Genomic DNA, 18746 nt, shown 5'->3' with positions numbered 1-18746 from the left:
ATCAATCAATCAATCAAATCAGTATGACAGTTTTAGTAGTAGGCGCAAGTGGCGCCACAGGTAGTCAGTTGGTAACACAACTTCTTTTGCAACAACATTCGGTAAAAGTAGTGGTACGTTCTCCCGATAAGCTTCCTGAATCTTGGAAAAAAAATGACAGCCTTCAAATTATTACCGCAAGTATTTTAGCCCTTACCGATGACGAAATGCAAAATTTGGTAAGCGATTGCCATGCAGTGGCTTCTTGCCTTGGTCATAATTTAACTTTAAAAGGTATGTACGGGCAACCTAGAAAATTGGTTACAGATGCTACCAAACGTATTTGCAATGCCGTTAAAGCCAACCGACTACATACACCAACCAAGTTTGTTTTAATGAACACTACCGGTAATCGTAATCGCGATATTCATGAACCCATTTCATTTGCCCAAAAATGTGTCATTGGTCTTTTGCGTTTACTACTGCCACCTCACGTAGATAATGAAAAAGCTGCGGATTACTTGCGTGCCCAAATTGGTCAGAACAACAGTGCAATAGAATGGGTTGCCGTAAGACCAGACGAATTAATTAACGAAGACCAGGTAAGTGAATACGAAATTTTCACATCTCCTACACGTAGTGCCATATTCAATGCGGGTAAAGTAAGTCGTATCAATGTTGCTCATTTTATGGCTAGCCTTATCAATGACACTAACCTTTGGAGTAAATGGAAAGAACAAATGCCGGTTATTTATAGTTCATAACAAGCCAGTTAAATAACATTACAGTAAAATGGACAACTTCATAAAACAGTTAGAAAAACAACATTCTGGTAAGAAGGTTCTATTGCTTTTCTTACTCACCAACATCGTATATGCGTATATGCTGCTAGTTACCATACCGGCAACGATGGAATTCTCGAACGGATTGCAATTATTAGATATGATGCCCGCAGGATATGATTTAGAGTATGTAAACACTCTTTTTCATACTCTAGGAGATACCGGACGCCAAACGTATCTCACCAAACAAATTCCTGTAGATATGATTTACCCATTACTCTTTGGTATTTCTTATGCAGCAGTACTGGCTTATTTCCTCACCAAACTACCCAAACTTAACCCTAAATTCCTTTATCTGTGTCTATTGCCTATAATTGCCGGTATAGCAGATTATATTGAAAACATCGGTATTATTTCCATGCTAAATGCCTACCCAACTGTTACAGAGACTGCTGTAAATATCACCAGTATGTTTTCAATTATTAAAAGTAGCTCTACCACTATTTATTTTTTAGTTTTAATAGTCGTCTTGATTATACTTGGTTTTCGTAAGTTGAAATCTAGTAGCAAAAATTTTTAGCAATAACATAACCCCAATAACTATCAATGGGAGGGAGGCACTATGTATTACAACTCATATTATACCTAAAAAGAATAAAACAGTTGTAGTAGTATCGTATATCGCACATCCCAAATAAATACGCTTAAATTGGGCATTGCATATATATATATTCATCACTTTTTGTAAGCAAATGCACTAAAGGCGGACTCAAATACATATTACTAACAAAGCCATTTATGAAAACGATTTTCTCCTTTGTTTTAAGCTTAAGCTGCTTATGTATGTTTGCACAAAAAACTATAGACTTTCCTTCTAAAGATGGGCTGCTGATTACCGCAGATTATTATGAAGCCAAAGGGAGCGAAACCTTTATACTCCTTTTTCATCAAGCAGGGTGGAGCCGTGGAGAATATAAAGAAATAGCACCTAAATTAAACGCATTAGGTTATAGCTGCCTTGCCATTGATCAACGATCCGGCGGTGAAGTAAATTCCGTTGTCAACCAGACCAACCAAAGAGCGGTAGCAGCAGGGAAGAAAACCAAATATCTTGATGCTTTTCAAGATATTGAGGCAGCCGTAGCTTATGTAAAAATGACATATATGCCAAAGAAAATAATTATCTGGGGTAGTTCTTACTCTTCTTCTTTAGTTCTTAAATATACCGGTGACTATCCTGATAATATAGATGCCGCAATGGCTTTTTCACCTGGAGAATATTTTGGTGAAGACGATTTTATAAAAAATAGTGCCGCACACATTAAAGTACCTACGTTTATTACTTCTGCGCAAAACGAACAAAATAAATGGCTTACTATAAATCAAGCGATACCTACCACAACAAAAGTATCGTATGTGCCGGCAACCAAAGGAAACCACGGTTCGCGAGCGTTGTGGGAAAAGTTTGAGGATAATGATGGCTATTGGAGTGCCGTAAAAGAATTTTTAAAGAGTATATAGTTAAATCCTCAACGCGTCATGGGCTATTTGACATATCCATTTTAGATACTATTCAATAATCGCCTAACGGTTTAGTATTGTTTTGTACTTAAGCTACTCAACAGTGGGAGGGAAGCCCTATGTATTACAACCCATATTTATCTCAAAAACACTAAAAAGTATAAAATAGTTACTGTAATTTTGTATTTCATACACCCCAAATAAATACAAAAGCTTGCTAGAAAAAAGAAGACAATTACCCCAAGAACAATCAATTGACGAAGATCAGTTTATCTATTGTTTAGAAGGTGTTAATGACATTGAAAATGAACAGCTTACCGAAGCTCAACAAAGCCTCGAGCAACTAGCCATGAAATATGGCATAGCTAGTATTTATAAAACTTGTGATACCATCGAAGGATTAGAAGAAAGCTTAAATACACTGGTCTTAGATGATCATAATTTTAAGGATTATGAAATTATTTATTTGGTGATGGCCGGTGAGGCAAATAGCATCTGCCTAAACGATTACTATTATACGCTGCAAGAGATTGCGGAGATTTTCGAGGGACGATTAAAAGGGAAAATCCTGCATTTTTCAAACACCAAAATTCTAGACCTTGACGAAGAAGAAGCACAGTACTTCTTAGATATTACCAACGCAAAAGCAGTTTCGGGCTACGGAAATGCATTTAACGGAGTAAGTAGCGCTAACCTTGACAAGGCTTTCTTTAACTTATTTAAAGAAGATGATGATATGTTCGATGTTATAGAAGAATTGCACCAAAGGCATTACAATGTTTGTAAAATGTTAGATTTTAGGCTGTATTATTAGAATAGAGCTCAAATACTGTTTTAATTTTTGGGCTGCCTAATCATAAAAAATCAACACAGTACTCTCATTGGTTGAACCTATAAAACTTTACTACAAAAGAACCGTGTTACAAAACCTCTAAAAAATAAGGTAAAGCCATATTCGTCTTTTTCTTGTTCCATACAGCGAACAGCTCGGTTTCTTGTGGTACATTATTTAATTCAATAAATTTAATTTTAGTATTGCTCTTATCTCGAAGGGAGTTGGGAACTATAGAAATACCCAATCCGCCTTCTACCAGTTTAAAAATCGTAGGGGCGTGAATTGAACGATGCGATATTTTAGGAGCAAAGCCGTGATCATTGCAAAGGGAAACAATTTGGTCATAGTACATTTGACTATTCTTGTTTGGAAACAGTATATAGGACTCATTTGACAATTGCGATACATCTTTAAAATTGGCTTTAGAAATCGCATGGTCCTTTGGTAATACCAAAGCGAATTTCTCTTTGAATACCGACTTAATTTCCAATGTGGGAGCCACTACATTAGAGCGTATGAATCCAATATCAATCTGTCCCGCTTCTAAAGCAGAAAGCTGGTCGGTGTTACTAAGATCGTTTAAGTAAAATTCAATGTTAGGTTGCGTTTCAGTAAATTTCTTAATGACAGATGGCAAGTATTTTTGCATTGCAGAACCTACAAATCCGATTTTTAGCAATCCTTGTTTGCCAGAAACTGCAGATTTCCAACGCTCCATAGACAAAGCAGCCTGATTTTGTATAAGCGTAGCCTCCTGTTTAAAAATAATTCCTTCAGGACTCAAACTCACCTTTCTATTGGTGCGTATAAAGAGATTCTTGCCTAAAATAAATTCCAAACGCTTTATCTGTTGGCTTAAGGCAGATTGTGATATATATAGTTTCTCCGCTGCCTCTCGGTAGTGTAATGTATCTGCCAATACCAAAAAGTAGTGGAGGTGTCTAAATTCTAATTGATTAGTCATACTTATCAATAAACCTACAATGTTAATTGTTTATTGTTAAAATAGACAAGAACTTTGTAATAGAATTACAATTAAAACATCTTACAATCTATTCTTAATACCTGCGTGCTATGAATTTTGAACAAAATACTTCTTTAGATAAAGTGTTAACTGCTTTGTTTCTTCCCTATAAAAAAAGTGTAACCGATGTAGAAAAAATTACCAAGGCAATGATCGATGCCAATATGATTGAAAACGAAAATGAAATCGTAAACGATCATATAGCGTTTCGTACGTTAGGTGTTCCTAATTTGGGAATTTCATCTTTTGAAAAAATATTTCTACACTATGGATATTCCAAAATGGATTCCTATTATTTTCCTGCTAAAAAACTTGACGCCTACTGGTATGCACCGCCAAGCCAAGAGTATCCTAGAATTTTTATTAGTGAGTTAAGAGTTCAAGACCTTTCTAGTCAATCGCAACGTATCATTTCTGAATATACAAATACCATTAACACCGACCCCATAGATGCCATTGATTTAGACGATTCCAAGGCTGTTGGAGAATTTTTTTACCAGCCGTTATGGAAGTTGCCAACGCTAGCCGATTTTCAAAAACTGTCAGAAGAAAGTGAATATGCAGCTTGGGTAATTTATAACCGCTATTATTTAAATCATTATACCATCAGCGTTCATAATTTACCTTCTCCATATAATTCTTTAGAGGTATTCAATGAATTTTTAGAAGGAATAGGAATTGTGCTTAATTCATCTGGCGGAAAGATAAAAACCAGTAACGATGGTTTGTTACGTCAAAGTAGTTCGATAGCCGAAATGGTAGATGCGACCTTTGCCCATTACGAAAAAATGAAAATTTCAGGTAGTTATGTAGAATTTGCGGAGCGCTCTATACTATCAGAATTTGAGTCTTTAGATAAAAGTGAAATTCAAAGGGAACATAGACGAGAAGGTTTTGAAGCTGCTAATGCAGATAAAATATTTGAAAGCACCTATTTAGAGCAAACTTCAAAGAAGTAATAGTGGCTATTGGTTTAAAACACTTTTTAAATTATTCAGAATTATAGTTTAAAAAGTGTTTTCCAGATCTGCAAATTGTTGGATTTTAGGCTCTATTATCAGACATAAAATTTGATACAGCCTATTAGTAGCATTAGCTTAAAATTCATAATAACTTTATCGCTATTTTATATAATGCCAGATTATAGAGCATTTCTGCTCTATAATGTCTTGCGTTATGAAACTTTGCTTTGGTAAAAGCGAAGTTATTTTCTCCAATCTCCTTTTATTTTTTTCTTTCTAAAAACTTTCTTCTCAAAAGATAATGAAACCGACGCAGGAGGTTCATGAATACCTTTAAAAATAAATAACTAGCAATGAATAAACACTTATTATACGAGCCGACGGTAGGAGGGGAGTATAAGGGTATTTCACTAAAAATTTTTATTAGAAAAAAAGATTTTCATGATTACTTACTTGCTAAAAAAACATATATTTAAACCATCCGTTATTCCAAAATATAAATTGCTCTATCTATAATAGTATTAGAAGAATAAGGTAGAAAGTGATTTTAATTTATTTCTGAATAACCAAAAGATGTAAAACGTTTATTTGGACTCAATTAATTACAATCGCAGCATAGCCATACGTGACTAGAATTGATAAAGACTCCTTTATAAACGTACAAATCTATTTTAAGAATGTAACTAAAGATAATATATGAATTGTTTTAAGAAGTAAACCTATCCTTAAATTTATTATATAAATCCACCAAACCATTATAACATTATGAAAATCAAAATTGGTACTGAGAAGTCTAGCTTATATTTAAATGTACTAGGGTCATATTTAGAAAAAGCAGTAAAATACATGGATTTAGGGGAAGGGACCTTATCGTATCCAATTGCACTTGATAAGTTTGTGGTAAATACGAATGATGCCATTCCAGAAGTCATTATTGGTGTTGACAAGAACATTGATATGATATTGGAATATTCTAAGGATGAGAAAAAAGACTATTCTCCAAGATTACATTATTGTAAAGGCTCGGATTTAACTAAAGATTCAGAAAGTTCAATAGGCTGGGGTGAAATCTTCGAACTCAATGATAGGAGTTCTAGACCTGATGCACAGATTACTATTTCGCCGGATGGTTTTTTGTATATCAAATCAGATAATACATACGAAAAGTGTACTATTGAATTAAAATCAGAAGCTCCTATTTTTGAACGATATATTAGTTACGGTGCCGTATTATCTTTAGAAATGGAAATAACAAAGGAAGGTAAAAAAAAGCGCTTGTATTTTATACTAGACCCATTGATGAAAGTTAGTTCTAATCAGGGTTAGTAATATGCAAGAGACAGTCAACTTGTTTATAGGAAAAACTAGACTGTACAAAGTCCAATTGTTGTTTTTTCTTTTATCCTTTGGTTCTGTTTTTAATGTAATCTCGCAATCCCAACAAAAAGTTGATAGTCTATTAGCTATTTTAGAAACTAAAACTATTACTCAAAAAGAGCAAGCTAGACTATTAAGTAAAATTGCTTACCACCATCCAATTCCATTACAATCACTTGAATATGCCAATGCATCTTTAAAAATAGCAAACAGTTTAAGCGATGAAGAACTTCAAGCAGAGGCATGGGAAGAGCTAAGCCATGTAGAACGATTATTGGGTAATAATCCAAAATCTTTTGAAGCTTCATATAATGCATTACGCATATATGAAGAACTCAATATGTTAGAACGACAGGCAGCCTCTTATGTTCAAATTGGTTCTAACTACATTAATGATAAGGACTATTCTTCTGCAATTGTTTATTTAAGGAAGGCTAGTGATATTTACAATAATAGTAACACTTCAAATTATGCAATAACTTTAGTCAACTTAGGAGAAGCCTATAGGCTATCTGGTGATTTGAATTTGGCTATTGATACTTTTAACGAAGTAGTTAATATCAATGACGTACTAAATGACGATTTGATTTTAGCTTATACCTCAGGAAATCTGGGTATGGCATATGCTGCACAAGGCAAACCTCTTAAAGCTAAGCAAAAGTTAGAAACTGCTATAGAGATTTTAATGATTTTAGGTGACCCCTATTCTTTATCTATTTTTTTAGCAGAATTGGGCAATATCTACACAAAAGAGAGACAATTAATAAAGGCCGAAATGAAATTTTTAGAAGCCTTGGACTTGGCTAGGCACAATGGTCTAAAAGAGCAAATACGAGATGTTAGTGCATTATTGTCAACACTTTACGAGAATCAGCAATTATATAAAAAAGCCTTGATCTATAAAAAAGACTTTCAAAATTATCAAGATAGCTTAGTAAATAAAGCTAATATTCAAAAAATAGAACAACTTAAAGCAGGTTATGAAATAAATAAGCGAGAAACCGAGATTAATTTATTGAATACTATTAATGCCAATCAAAGAAATAAAATGTTAATTCTTGGTATTGGTATTTTCATATTCAGTCTTTTAACCTACATGTTATATAAAAGTAATAAAGCTATCAAAATGGTAAGCAAGCGTGTCTCTGCCCAAAATATAATTATAGAAAAACGTGAACAAGAAAAAGCACTCTTACTAAAAGAACTCAATCATCGAGTTAAGAACAATCTTCAAATGATATCGAGTTTATTAAATCTACAAAGTCGAGAACTTAGTGGCCACCCAGCACAAGAAGCCTTGTTAACAGGTAAAAATAGAGTAGAAGCACTATCACTAGTACATCAAAAGCTTTATCAAGAAGGTATCGAAACAAAAGTGTTCTTAAAAGATTATATAGAAGAATTAGTTCTCGGGCTTTTTTATGGTTATAATATCAGTTTTGAACCAGAATTGGATATTGATGATTCTAGTATCTCTATAGACAAAGCCATACCAATAGCATTAATCGTAAATGAAATGGTCGTTAATTCTTTAAAATATGCCTATAATGATACACCTTCACCAAAATTTAAATTGGTCCTTAAAAAAGTAAACGATACGCTTGAAATAAATATTTGTGATAATGGCGTAGGTTTTACTGAGAAAGAAGGGGCTAAGCAAAATTCTTTTGGTCTTAAATTAATAAAATCGCTGATTTCCCAATTAGATGGCAGTATTAAAAGACTGAAAACTGGGGGTACCCATTGGCAAATTATGGTGAAAAATATCTAAATTTTAAAAATTCATATCACATGATTCCAAGCATTGCCAGGGTAAAATTACTCATAGTAGAAGACGAAATTTTATTGGCTAATGACATTGCGAATAAACTTAGTGATAACAATTACCATATTACCGGTATAGCTGATACGGTAAAAAAGGCCTTAGAATTTTTAGAAAATAATCAAGATATTGATATGGTCTTGATTGATATTATGTTAAAAGGAGAGTTTGATGGAATAGAATTAGCGCGCTTTATAAATGACAAGTACCGTATACCATTCCTGTTTCTAACATCACACGCAGATAATTATATCGTAGAAAGAGCAAAGAGCGTAAAGCCTCATGCGTATTTACTTAAACCCTTTAAAGATCGTCAGGTCTGTATAGCAATTGAGCTTGCTTTAAAGAACTTTTCTAATAAAACTGCAGAAAACGAAATGCAAACAAAAAAACAGTTTGCTGCTACAGAAAATCAGGTACTAAACATTAAGGATAGTTTATTTCTTAAAAAGAACAATCATTTTGAGCGTGTACAGCTCCAAGAAATCTTGTATTTACAAGCTGATAGTAATTATTGTACGGTGTATACCAAAACTGATCGATTTATATATTCTGTTGGACTCAATAAAATTGAAGAGCAACTACCCACTAGCCGTTTTGTGCGTGTACATCGAAGCTATGTGGTTAACATTAATTCAGTAAGTGGTTTCGAAGGCAATATGCTTTATATCTCAGAGAATAAAATACCTGTCAGCAAGTCTCACAAAGATAAAGTTTTTAGGCTCTTCAAAACTATATAAATCCTTTATCACATTTTAGCTCAATTAATTAATTGACTTCGCATATTCCACTTGCTCATTAATTTTAGTACTTCACTAGAATAATCTATCCATTCACTCATCTATTTTCTTTACAAGGTTTTGTTTTTTAAGATTTGAGAAGAAAAAATAAATAGTAACTTCTTAAACCTAATGATTATGACAAATTCAGATGACAACAATGATGGACAAGTAAAAAAGTATTATTCAACTAATCATGATGCAACCGCAATTTATGTGACTACTGAAAAAGACCAAAAAATGAATGATGACACAATCGCAACATTCAAAAAAGCGTCTCATTTAAGCGCTCTTCTAACTGAAGCAATTACTAAATCAGGAAGGGATAAATATGATTACGAGGCAGCGTACGCAATTCTTTCTGGTAGTGGGTACTTTAGTTTAAGTGAAGCCAAAGATGTAACTTATACCCACACGGATTTTTCGGTAACAATAGACGTTGGGATAATTGCCTCTATCGTTGGCGACGCTGTTGCACCTGAAATGGAAGCTGCTTTGACATCAGTCATAAAAGACTTTGGAGGAGCATTAACGGTTAGCGGAACTGTAGATAAAGAATCACAAAAAAAAGTGAAACGAATTCTTTGGGCTGAAGATGAAATGGGGATGCCAGATATTTCCATACAAATGTATTTCCTTAGTAGAGATGAAGCTAAAACATTTATTAAAACTCCTTGCTCCACCTCATCTACAGATGCTATAACCTTTACTTATCACACTTTTGAAGTTAGATTTGTTGATCCAGATTGGTTTGATCAATTTACTGACGATTTTCTTTCATCAAAAGATCATGACGCACTCTTAACACAATTCATGAATCTTATACCAAAACCTGTCGTTTAGACTTTAAATAAGCATTTCTAAGATTAGCTTTTATAGCAATACTCCTAGCTACCAAATAATATAGGAGTATTGCTTAATAGTATAATAAAAAATAGTGTTTATAATTTTTTTTAAAGTAACTAATCAGGATATAAAATAATCCATAAATTAAAAATATTATGATTGACAATGTAGGTCATTTCATGCTTAATCCCAGTGCATTTATTATTGCAAACCCTATTGTTCTTAATTCAATAAATCAAAATTTAATAGGTGGAATTCCAGCGATTAATAATCTTAGAACCTTTTTCTCTCTATCAACAAATACGGTTCATGGAGTTCCAGGATTGTTAGATTATCCAACATTACGTATGCAACCTATTGGTGCTGCCCCAGTTCTTCACCAACCTGGCGGTGGTGTATTAAATACCATTGATGCCATGTACTGTAGAGCCGCCAATGGAGGTGATGGATTTAATATCATGCCTTTCTGCGACATTTCAACTGTACCTGCCCCAGCAGATGCTCACTTTTTGTTTACAACTGGTATGAATGGATGTTCAATGATTATTGCATCTGCAGTGCCAGTTGGTGCGGCACCATTAGCTCCGGGAAGTTGGAGAATACTTCATGACCACGATCATCGTAGCATAGCGGCTTGGGTCGCAGCTGGTTACACAGTGCAATTTGCATGCTATGCTGATATAGCTGAAGCAGGCGTTTTAGGGCCTCATATACATAGTTACAATCCGAATAATTATCCTTGGGGTTATGACGCAGGGGCTCACTTTGGTTTCTCACTTCGAATTGTTACAAATTTTCTCTATTGGAATGGAGCTAATTGGAGTTTTAATAGTCGTCATTATCATGCATCAGGAATTCATATTTTGAATGTTGATTCGCCTCCTGCTTTTGCCGGTGCTACAAGCACCCAGACAATTATAATTTAAATACCTACCAACTTATTAAAAAGTTTCATGATCCTGCGGTAAATTTTAATTCATTATCAGCGGGGAATGTAATGTGTGTGGAAAGGTAGTTAAAACAAATCTTTCAATAATAGTAAAGTATTATTTGTAAACTATATTTGGATTCGATAAAGCCTCGTAATTATGATTTTTTCTTGCGAATCATTACATTACTGAATGTAAATCACAATTAATCATATATTAATATATCGTAGCCCTTTATTAAAAACGAATTAAACCTAAAACCAAAATTCTTGTCATCAATCAATATCTCGTTTTTAGAAATAGTTTCACTTTTAGCTACTCTTCATTGTTTAGTTTTAAGCTTAGTGATTCTCTTTTCTAAGTTTTTCAGAAGTAAAAACAATAAATATTTAGGGTTTACTTTATTAATTATCGCTGTTGTTGGTATTAATAATTGGTTTTGGGATATCGGTTCTGATCCAATAATAATTAGCATCCTAGATTTATTTCTTTGGCAGTTTTTATATCCAACAACCTTTTTTGTCTTCTTTTATAAAACCTCTAATAACGTTCTTGATAGTACCCCAAGCCTAAAAGTTTTTTACTTGCCTTTTGTGCTTTTAAGCGCACTCAATATCTTTTTATCTTTAAGTACAACTTTTCAATTGTATAACCTGCCTGCGATCATTTTAAACTACATTCCTGCATTTTATAAAACAATTAGTTTACTAGCTATTATTTTTCCTATTTACATGATTGTCTTAGCCTATAAATATACGATAGCTAAAAAGGACAGTTTGAGTAAAAAATGGTTAAAATATCTTTTGGCTTTTCTTTCCTTAATTATAGTATTTGGAGTTGTATTAGAATCTTATCGATTTATCTTTTCAGAGAAATTACCTCTTACCTATTTATGGACATTTAGTTCCATTTTTATTTATTGGTTAACCTATAAAGGTATGTATCAATTTAAGTTGTCGAATGACCAATATGAAATTAGAGAAATTACGAAAAGAGAAAAAAAGAAACCAATCGATTCTGTAAACTCAAAAAGTTCTCATTTTAAAAAACTGGAACTTCTAATTGAAGAAACAAAAATACATCACAACCCCAATCTAAGTAGAGATAGTGTTGCTCAACAACTAGAAATAAGTAATGGATATCTATCTCAAATTATAAAAGAAAATACTTCCGTTAATTTCTCAGATTATATCAATTCTCATCGCATCAAAGATGTAAAGCTAATGGTAAAAGACTCAAAGTTTGATAAATATAGTTTACTATCCATTGGTCTCGAATGTGGGTTTAACTCTAAAACATCCTTCTACACAAACTTTAAAAAAGAAACTGGATTAACTCCCAAAGAATATAAAAATAAATAAGTTCTATTTTATCAAGAGTATCGATTTTCGAACTACTAAAGCTTTAATAAAAAGTACGTTTGCATTAAATTAATAAATCAAAAAAAATGCAAACGCTAAAAAATTGTTTACCAGTATTTATTCTAATGCTCTGTTCTGTTGCTCTGGCTCAAACAAAAATAATTTCGTTTGAGAATGTGAGTGTAATACCAATGAATACCGATACCTTAATTACTAATCAAAGAGTAATTATTGCAAATGGAAAGATTTTGAAAATTGAATCAGCTTCTAAAGCGTCAACTACCTACATAGATGATACCATTGAAGCTTCAGGCAAATATTTAATTCCTGGATTGGTAGAAACTCATTATCATCTACAAAACGATATTGAGAATGAGTTTAAACTTTTAATTGCAAATGGAATAACCTCTGCAAGAAACATGGCAGAATATGAGGGGCAAGATCATATAAAAATAAGAGCACTCGCTCGAAGTAACGTTATTCTATCTCCTCATTATTACACCGCCGGACCATATCTTAAAAGAAACCACTTTAATCATATAGATTCTGTTGAAACTATAGTACAATATCATAAATTAAGAGGGTACGACTATTTGAAAATTGCTGATGATCTTCCAAAGAACACATACTTAAAATTATTAGAAGTTGCTCAAAAAGAAAGAGTCGAAGTCATTGGTCACGGGCAAAGAAAACTACCATTAGAATTCTCATTAAGAATGAAATCAATTGCTCATACAGAGGAGTTCATGAACATTTTTACCAAAGAAGAAAACAACTCAATTAAATTTTTAACCCAGAAAGCTAGAGAAATAAAAACAAGTGGTGTTTATGTTTCTCCTACTCTTGGAATATTTGAAATGATTAGTCGGTATGCCGATAAGAGCAAATCTGAAATATTGAATAATGATGAAAATATCAAATACCTACCAAAACATTATTCAGATTATTGGAAGTCCAATAAAATTAATTATAGAAAAAATTCATGGTTTACTGATAAAGAATCGTTGATCCGACTTGAAAATGAATTAGAATGGCAAAAAAAGTTCACCTTATTACTACATAAGCAAGGAGTACCATTAATGGCAGGAAGTGATACATATGGCTTATTTCTTCCTGGTTTTTCTCTTCATCACGAATTAGAGTTAATATACAATTCAGGACTTTCCACTTATGAAACACTTAAAACAGCAACAGTTGTTCCGGCACGTTATTTAAATACAATTTCACAAAGCGGAACTGTTACTGAAGGAAAATTAGCCGATTTGGTTTTATTAGAAAAAAACCCCCTTGAAGATATAAGAAATACAAAAACAATTTTGGGTGTTGTTATTAAAGGGAAATGGTTTGATAGAAAAAAGTTGAATAATATCTTATTAGATGTAGAAAATTCGAACAAATAAAACGAACTACTACTCAGACACAAAATCGTTGTAATCAATCAAAAAAAATAACTATGAAAAAAATAAATTATAAAGAAATAATCGAAATCATTTGCCGCCTTTATGTGTTCTTTTTTCTAACTGTTTATGGAATAGGAAAGGTTATGGGAGGGCAGTTTTATACGGCTGAAAGAATGCCAGATGGATTGGACCTTATGCCAATAGGACAAGTTTCAGACTTTGACTTGGCTTGGGTTTTCATGGGGCGTTCTTATGGATATTTACTTTTCATAGGGCTAGCAGAAATTTTTGGAGCAGTTTTATTGCTTTTTAATAAAACCAAACTAATTGGCACCCTGGTTTTAATCCCAATAATGGTAAACGTAATAGTATTCGACATTTTTTTTCTTGACGAATATGGTGCATTAGCTGGAGCAACATTATATCTTATAATGCTACTTACAATTCTTGTTATCAATAAAGAAAAGATAAGCAAACTGCTAATAGAACTTGTTAGTACTAAAATGATTTCTCAAATATCATTCAAAGAAAAGCTCATCAAATATGCACTAGTACTCGCTACAATAATTTTAATTTTTATGGGAGATCAATTAATTGTGAGTTTCCTTGGATATGGAAAAGGATAAGAAATAACTCAATACAACATAACAAATATGTAATCTTATGTGTTGTTAAAACCTTACATAAATTACGGTTTCAGTAATTGAAACAATTATAGAAATACATCGTCTTAAAGGTATTATAATCAATCAAAAATCAAAATGACAGTTTTAGTAGTAGGCGCAAGTGGCGCAACCGGTAGTCAATTAGTAGAACAACTTCTAATTGAAAAACATAAAGTAAAAGTAATTGTAAGATCACCAGAAAAGTTGCCAGAATCATGGATAACAAATAATGACCTACAAATTATCTCTGCAAGTCTATTAGAATTAAGTGATACAGAAATGATTGCCATTGTTAGCAATTGTGATGCAGTTGCTTCTTGTCTTGGTCATAATTTAACTTTGAAAGGTATTTACGGGCAACCAAGAAAATTGGTGACAGATGCTTCGCGAAGGTTATGCCATTCGATAAAATCAAATAATCCCAAAAAACCAATAAAGTTCATTTTAATGAATACTACAGGCAATCGTAATCGGGACTTAAACGAACCTATTTCTTTTCCCCAAAAATGTGTCATTGGGCTGCTTCGCTTGCTTTTACCACCTCATTTAGATAATGAAAAAGCTGCAGATTATTTACGCACGCAAATTGGTCAAAATAATAAATCCATTGAATGGGTTGCAGTAAGACCAGATGGTTTGATTAATGAAGAAGAGGTCACCGATTATGAAATACATACTTCCCCAATAAGAAGTGCCATTTTTGATGCTGGCAAAGTAAGCCGTATAAATGTAGGCCATTTTATGGCTAGTCTAATTACCGACAACAACTTATGGAAGAAGTGGAAAGGGCAGATGCCAGTAATATATAGCAATTCACATCAAAATTAATTTTATTAAGAAAAAATGGAATCATTATATAAATCTGAAACAGGAAAAGCTGAAATTTTAAATCTCTATGACAAAAAGTTAAAGGATTTAAATAACAATTATCATAATAAAACCGTTGAAACGACTTTTGGTAAAACCAATATAATTATCACAGAAGATGTATCAAAACCACCAATACTAATTGTTCATGGGTCAAATGGTTGTGCACCAATTGCCTTAGAAACATATTCAGGGTTAGAATTACATTTTCAGGTTTTTGCAGTAGATGTATTGGCGCAACCCAATAAAAGTGCTGAAACGAGATTATCAATGAAGAATGTTGATTACGGTAGGTGGTTACATGAAGTTATTGATAATCTAGCGTTAAAAAATGTGACGCTCGCAGGTTTCTCGTTTGGTGGTTTAGTCATATTAAAAGCATTAGAATTTAAAGATGCCAATATCAAAGAAGTCTTTCTAACAGCTCCCGCATATATAGTAAATGGAAACCCTTTAAAAGCATTATTAAAGGTGTTCATTCCAATGAAGCGTTATATGCGAACAAAGAAATCAAAATATATAGAACATTTTTTAAACGGGCTGTTTACAGAAAAAGACGCCTTTGCATTAGAATTTCTCTCTAAAGTGTTTTTGCATTTTAAAATGGATTTTACACCTGTTCCAGTAATAAATAGGAGTGAAGCTAATTCAATAAAAACACCATTAACATTAATAGCGGCAAAAAATGACTTGATGTTTCCTGGCAATAAAATGATTATACGTGCTAACAAAATATTTCCTTCATTAAAAAGAACAATATTACTAGAACAATCTAAACACGTTCAAAATACCACAGATAATAACCGAATTGTAAATCTAATACTTGGGGCTCAGTAATGCACTTTATTGAGAGTTTCAATTAATCAAACATTACAAAACAGTATTAACGAGCTAAGGTGCTTCCTAAAATATAGCAAATGAGCCGTTAATTATTTCCTAGAGTGTATGCAGCCTTAATTTTTTTTTGTTTTGTTTCAAGACAAAAGATATAACACGAAAAGAAAACTTCAACTAAAGTTCAAATTATAACAAGGGCATAGAATTTTTATTTTCAAAAATTTATACTGTTGTGGCAATTCCATGAGGATCGCCTAAAATTTTTTATAACGTACTTTTGTAGGTTTTAATCAATTATCAGAGCTTCAGGGATATTTTACATAATATCATTTTAGCTACTTGGTTTAAACTTTTGTGGAATTATGCCAGCGCACCAGCTTTCTTGATTTGTACTTCAGCCACTGGCTAAACTACAAATGCAAAATGTTCTATAATGTTCTGCGTTATGTAACTTGAACTTTGGTTAAAAGCGAAAGTTGTTACTACAGTTTATTGAAAAAATTTATTCTAAAAGTTACTTCTGCAATGTTAATGTAACACTTTTTATGCGACGACGAAGGAGGGAAGCATAATGTGTGTGGAATGGAATGTTTTAATAATTTATCTAGCTAGCACAAACATTACGTTTTAAAAGCATGTACTCACCTTTGTTTTTAAACTCGCGAATGGAAACACCAACATACTTTTTAAACGTTCTTGAAAGATGACTTATATCTGTAAACCCCAATTCATCAGCTATTTCACTTAAACTATAATCAGAATTTAACAACCGAATTTCAACAAGTTTCAATTTCGCCTTTATGATATATTCTCTTAGCGGCATTTTTACTTGTTTCTTAAAAAACTCACTAACATAAGTTGGTGACATAAAAAACACTTCAGCTAAATTTTCAACTTTAAGTAAATTAGTTTGATCAATATTTTCATTAATATAGGTGAGCATTTTTGTTATCCTATCATCCGTATTGTTTTCAGAGACCTCATAAATATCACCCTTTTTAATATTTCTAATCAAAATTTCTAAAATACTGGTCATTAAACTTCTTATTAGAGAAATAGACTCTTTACTATAGTTTCTAGATTCTTGTAAAATCATGGTAATCAGGTTTTCCAAGTATTGCCTATCCACTTCACTTTTAATAATATCTCCTGGTAACTGATTGTAATTAGAAAGAATATAAGCAGCTTCTTTAAACCACTCATCTCTATCAATGGATACTTTGTTGACTCCCTTAAAAAATGAATCGGTGAATTTTAGAAACACAAATTTTGAAGGCGTTTCAATATCAAACTTATGACATTTTAAAGGTGGAAGTAAGAACATACTACCCGAACTATATTCATAATCATTGTAATTAATACATTGTGTCCCGCTACCTTGTTTTACTAGAACTAATTCAAAAAAGTTGTTTTTAACGGCTCTAGGAATCCATTTTGACAATTCTAATTCTTGTATTTCAAAAGGTTTGTATGCTTCTAAAACTTCCATATTTCATTGGTTTTTATACAAATCTATGTAAAATAATATAATTTAAACCGAAAAACTAACTATAAACCTCTAAAAATACATAAACAACCATTCGTTGTACAAAGATAGGATTTGATATTGCCTGTAACTTTGCAGTGTAATTAAAAATGAAATTATTAATCAACTTTAAAAATTATAAAAATGAAAAAATTAGTATTAATAACTGCCTTATCTTCATTAGTACTAGTGATGTGCAAATCACCAAATGAAAAAAAGAATGTTCAATCTGAAGGAACAACAACTCAAATCGAAAAAGTTACACATGAAATAAAAACTGCTGAAACCGTATTTTCCAGTCAAGATATTAGACCAGGAAATTTAGCAGTAACAAGCAATGGAAGACTATTCGTTACTATGAACCCTTTGGTTGCACCAACAACTAAAGTATTTGAATTAAACAAAGATGGTAAAAATGTTTCATATCCTAATGATGAATATGCAACTGGAGTCAATTCAATCTTAAAAGCTGTAATTGGTATTAGAGCAGACAGTAAAGACAATCTTTGGTTATTAGATATGGGAGCAAAACAATTTGTGGTTTGGGATACTAAAAACGAAAAATTAGTAAAAACTATTGCCATTCCAGAAGCTGTGATAAAGCCAGCTAGTTTTTTACAAGATTTTATTATTGATGAAAAACACAATCGAGTTATCATTGCTGATATGACTCAAGGCGATTTAAAAAGCGCACCAGAACCTGCTTTTATTGTTATAAACACTGAAAATGGCGAAGCTAAAAGAATGGCACAAAACCATCCATCAATGATGCCAGAAATGGAAGGTGGTTTTGCATTGAATCCAATTGCTATCGATCCCAAGTTTAATTGGGTATATTTTGGAGCATTACATGGAGAAACAATGTACAGAGTACCTGCAAGTAGTTTCAATTCTGATGAAGAATTAGTGAATACCATAGAAAGATTTGGTGTTAAATCTTTTTCTGATGGAATGGCTGTTGATAAAAACGGAAACGTTTATGTAACTAATGTTGTAGATGGTGAAATAGGATTATCCACAAAAGAAGCCTATACAACGCTAGCTAAAATTCCAGAAGGACAATCATGGCCAGATGGTTTATACGTTGCTAACGACGGGTTTATTTATGGTACAGTAGATCAATTAAACAGAACTGCTGCTTTAAACAATGGTGAAGACGTAAGTACTGGACCTTATTTAGTTGTAAAAACAAAACTTTTAAAATAACATAAAAACATTTTAATAATAATAATAAT

Annotated in this window: 18 protein-coding genes; 16 read left to right on the top strand and 2 right to left on the bottom strand. The window is 32.4% G+C overall.

The window, feature by feature from the left end; genetic code table 11:
• Positions 1-23: 23 nt before the first annotated feature.
• From Q4500_RS13590 to Q4500_RS13575, 4 genes are all read left to right on the top strand, one after another.
• The gene (locus Q4500_RS13590) at positions 24-743 is read left to right on the top strand and encodes an NAD(P)-dependent oxidoreductase (protein ID WP_303600190.1); all 720 of its coding nucleotides are present in this window, start codon (positions 24-26) and stop codon (positions 741-743) included.
• 28 nt (positions 744-771) lie between these two features.
• Entirely contained in the window at positions 772-1341 is a 570-nt protein-coding gene (locus Q4500_RS13585) for a hypothetical protein (RefSeq protein ID WP_303600189.1), read from the top strand.
• A 263-nt stretch (positions 1342-1604) separates the two neighbouring features.
• A complete protein-coding gene (locus Q4500_RS13580) occupies positions 1605-2282 on the top strand; it encodes an alpha/beta hydrolase (protein WP_303600188.1) in 678 nt (225 codons plus the stop codon).
• A gap of 214 nt (positions 2283-2496) precedes the next feature.
• On the top strand, positions 2497-3096 hold the full coding sequence (locus Q4500_RS13575) for a DUF6642 family protein (RefSeq protein WP_303600187.1): 600 nt from the start codon (positions 2497-2499) through the stop codon (positions 3094-3096).
• A gap of 106 nt (positions 3097-3202) precedes the next feature.
• Here the strand turns inward: Q4500_RS13575 and Q4500_RS13570 are convergent, their stop codons facing one another.
• A complete protein-coding gene (locus Q4500_RS13570; RefSeq protein WP_303600186.1) occupies positions 3203-4081 on the bottom strand; it encodes a LysR family transcriptional regulator in 879 nt (292 codons plus the stop codon).
• Positions 4082-4191: 110 nt separating this feature from the next.
• On the opposite strand from Q4500_RS13570, the gene Q4500_RS13565 reads away from it, so the two are divergent.
• The 11 genes from Q4500_RS13565 (at position 4192) to Q4500_RS13515 (ending at position 15986) form a co-directional block, all read left to right on the top strand.
• Positions 4192-5100 carry a DUF1338 domain-containing protein gene (locus Q4500_RS13565; protein ID WP_303600185.1) on the top strand — a complete coding sequence of 303 codons (909 nt, stop codon included), beginning with the start codon at positions 4192-4194 and terminating at the stop codon, positions 5098-5100.
• A 768-nt stretch (positions 5101-5868) separates the two neighbouring features.
• Positions 5869-6429, top strand: coding sequence for a hypothetical protein (locus tag Q4500_RS13560; protein WP_303600184.1), 561 nt, complete (start codon positions 5869-5871; stop codon positions 6427-6429).
• A gap of 4 nt (positions 6430-6433) precedes the next feature.
• Positions 6434-8251, top strand: a complete 1818-nt coding sequence (locus tag Q4500_RS13555; RefSeq protein ID WP_303600183.1) for a sensor histidine kinase — start codon at positions 6434-6436, stop codon at positions 8249-8251.
• Between the two features lie 20 nt (positions 8252-8271).
• Positions 8272-9042, top strand: a complete 771-nt coding sequence (locus Q4500_RS13550; RefSeq protein ID WP_303600182.1) for a LytTR family DNA-binding domain-containing protein — start codon at positions 8272-8274, stop codon at positions 9040-9042.
• A gap of 177 nt (positions 9043-9219) precedes the next feature.
• The gene (locus tag Q4500_RS13545) at positions 9220-9924 is read left to right on the top strand and encodes a hypothetical protein (RefSeq protein WP_303600181.1); all 705 of its coding nucleotides are present in this window, start codon (positions 9220-9222) and stop codon (positions 9922-9924) included.
• Positions 9925-10082: 158 nt separating this feature from the next.
• Positions 10083-10853: a hypothetical protein gene (locus tag Q4500_RS13540; RefSeq protein WP_303600180.1), complete on the top strand. Its 771-nt coding sequence runs from the start codon at positions 10083-10085 to the stop codon at positions 10851-10853.
• 272 nt (positions 10854-11125) lie between these two features.
• Positions 11126-12217 carry an AraC family transcriptional regulator gene (locus Q4500_RS13535; RefSeq protein ID WP_303600179.1) on the top strand — a complete coding sequence of 364 codons (1092 nt, stop codon included), beginning with the start codon at positions 11126-11128 and terminating at the stop codon, positions 12215-12217.
• 86 nt (positions 12218-12303) lie between these two features.
• A complete protein-coding gene (locus Q4500_RS13530; protein ID WP_303600178.1) occupies positions 12304-13617 on the top strand; it encodes an amidohydrolase family protein in 1314 nt (437 codons plus the stop codon).
• 53 nt (positions 13618-13670) lie between these two features.
• Entirely contained in the window at positions 13671-14243 is a 573-nt protein-coding gene (locus Q4500_RS13525) for a hypothetical protein (RefSeq protein WP_303600177.1), read from the top strand.
• Positions 14244-14378: 135 nt separating this feature from the next.
• Complete coding sequence (locus tag Q4500_RS13520) at positions 14379-15110, top strand: NAD(P)-dependent oxidoreductase (RefSeq protein WP_303600176.1); 732 nt, start codon at positions 14379-14381, stop codon at positions 15108-15110.
• Between the two features lie 15 nt (positions 15111-15125).
• The gene (locus Q4500_RS13515) at positions 15126-15986 is read left to right on the top strand and encodes an alpha/beta fold hydrolase (RefSeq protein ID WP_303600175.1); all 861 of its coding nucleotides are present in this window, start codon (positions 15126-15128) and stop codon (positions 15984-15986) included.
• A gap of 604 nt (positions 15987-16590) precedes the next feature.
• On the opposite strand, the gene Q4500_RS13510 is transcribed toward Q4500_RS13515, so the two are convergent.
• Positions 16591-17475, bottom strand: a complete 885-nt coding sequence (locus Q4500_RS13510; RefSeq protein ID WP_303600174.1) for an AraC family transcriptional regulator — start codon at positions 17473-17475, stop codon at positions 16591-16593.
• 180 nt (positions 17476-17655) lie between these two features.
• Between Q4500_RS13510 and Q4500_RS13505 the strand changes: the two genes are divergently transcribed.
• Positions 17656-18717, top strand: coding sequence for an L-dopachrome tautomerase-related protein (locus tag Q4500_RS13505; protein ID WP_303600173.1), 1062 nt, complete (start codon positions 17656-17658; stop codon positions 18715-18717).
• Positions 18718-18746: the final 29 nt, after the last annotated feature.

The organism is Maribacter sp. 1_MG-2023 (assembly GCF_030547005.1).
In the GTDB taxonomy this organism is placed as follows: Bacteria; Bacteroidota; Bacteroidia; order Flavobacteriales; family Flavobacteriaceae; genus Maribacter.
This window is presented reverse-complemented; position numbering and strand designations above follow the sequence as displayed.

What these genes read in the sequence shown, in the direction of transcription:
- Q4500_RS13590 (WP_303600190.1), top strand. Translation starts at nt 24, where the DNA reads ATGACAGTTTTAGTAGTAGGCGCAAGTGGCGCCACAGGTAGTCAGTTG.
- Q4500_RS13585 (WP_303600189.1), top strand. Translation starts at nt 772, where the DNA reads ATGGACAACTTCATAAAACAGTTAGAAAAACAACATTCTGGTAAGAAG.
- Q4500_RS13580 (WP_303600188.1), top strand. Translation starts at nt 1,605, where the DNA reads ATGTTTGCACAAAAAACTATAGACTTTCCTTCTAAAGATGGGCTGCTG.
- Q4500_RS13570 (WP_303600186.1), bottom strand. Translation starts at nt 4,081, where the DNA reads ATGACTAATCAATTAGAATTTAGACACCTCCACTACTTTTTGGTATTG.
- Q4500_RS13565 (WP_303600185.1), top strand. Translation starts at nt 4,192, where the DNA reads ATGAATTTTGAACAAAATACTTCTTTAGATAAAGTGTTAACTGCTTTG.
- Q4500_RS13560 (WP_303600184.1), top strand. Translation starts at nt 5,869, where the DNA reads ATGAAAATCAAAATTGGTACTGAGAAGTCTAGCTTATATTTAAATGTA.
- Q4500_RS13555 (WP_303600183.1), top strand. Translation starts at nt 6,434, where the DNA reads ATGCAAGAGACAGTCAACTTGTTTATAGGAAAAACTAGACTGTACAAA.
- Q4500_RS13550 (WP_303600182.1), top strand. Translation starts at nt 8,272, where the DNA reads ATGATTCCAAGCATTGCCAGGGTAAAATTACTCATAGTAGAAGACGAA.
- Q4500_RS13545 (WP_303600181.1), top strand. Translation starts at nt 9,220, where the DNA reads ATGACAAATTCAGATGACAACAATGATGGACAAGTAAAAAAGTATTAT.
- Q4500_RS13540 (WP_303600180.1), top strand. Translation starts at nt 10,083, where the DNA reads ATGATTGACAATGTAGGTCATTTCATGCTTAATCCCAGTGCATTTATT.
- Q4500_RS13530 (WP_303600178.1), top strand. Translation starts at nt 12,304, where the DNA reads ATGCAAACGCTAAAAAATTGTTTACCAGTATTTATTCTAATGCTCTGT.
- Q4500_RS13525 (WP_303600177.1), top strand. Translation starts at nt 13,671, where the DNA reads ATGAAAAAAATAAATTATAAAGAAATAATCGAAATCATTTGCCGCCTT.
- Q4500_RS13520 (WP_303600176.1), top strand. Translation starts at nt 14,379, where the DNA reads ATGACAGTTTTAGTAGTAGGCGCAAGTGGCGCAACCGGTAGTCAATTA.
- Q4500_RS13515 (WP_303600175.1), top strand. Translation starts at nt 15,126, where the DNA reads ATGGAATCATTATATAAATCTGAAACAGGAAAAGCTGAAATTTTAAAT.
- Q4500_RS13510 (WP_303600174.1), bottom strand. Translation starts at nt 17,475, where the DNA reads ATGGAAGTTTTAGAAGCATACAAACCTTTTGAAATACAAGAATTAGAA.
- Q4500_RS13505 (WP_303600173.1), top strand. Translation starts at nt 17,656, where the DNA reads ATGAAAAAATTAGTATTAATAACTGCCTTATCTTCATTAGTACTAGTG.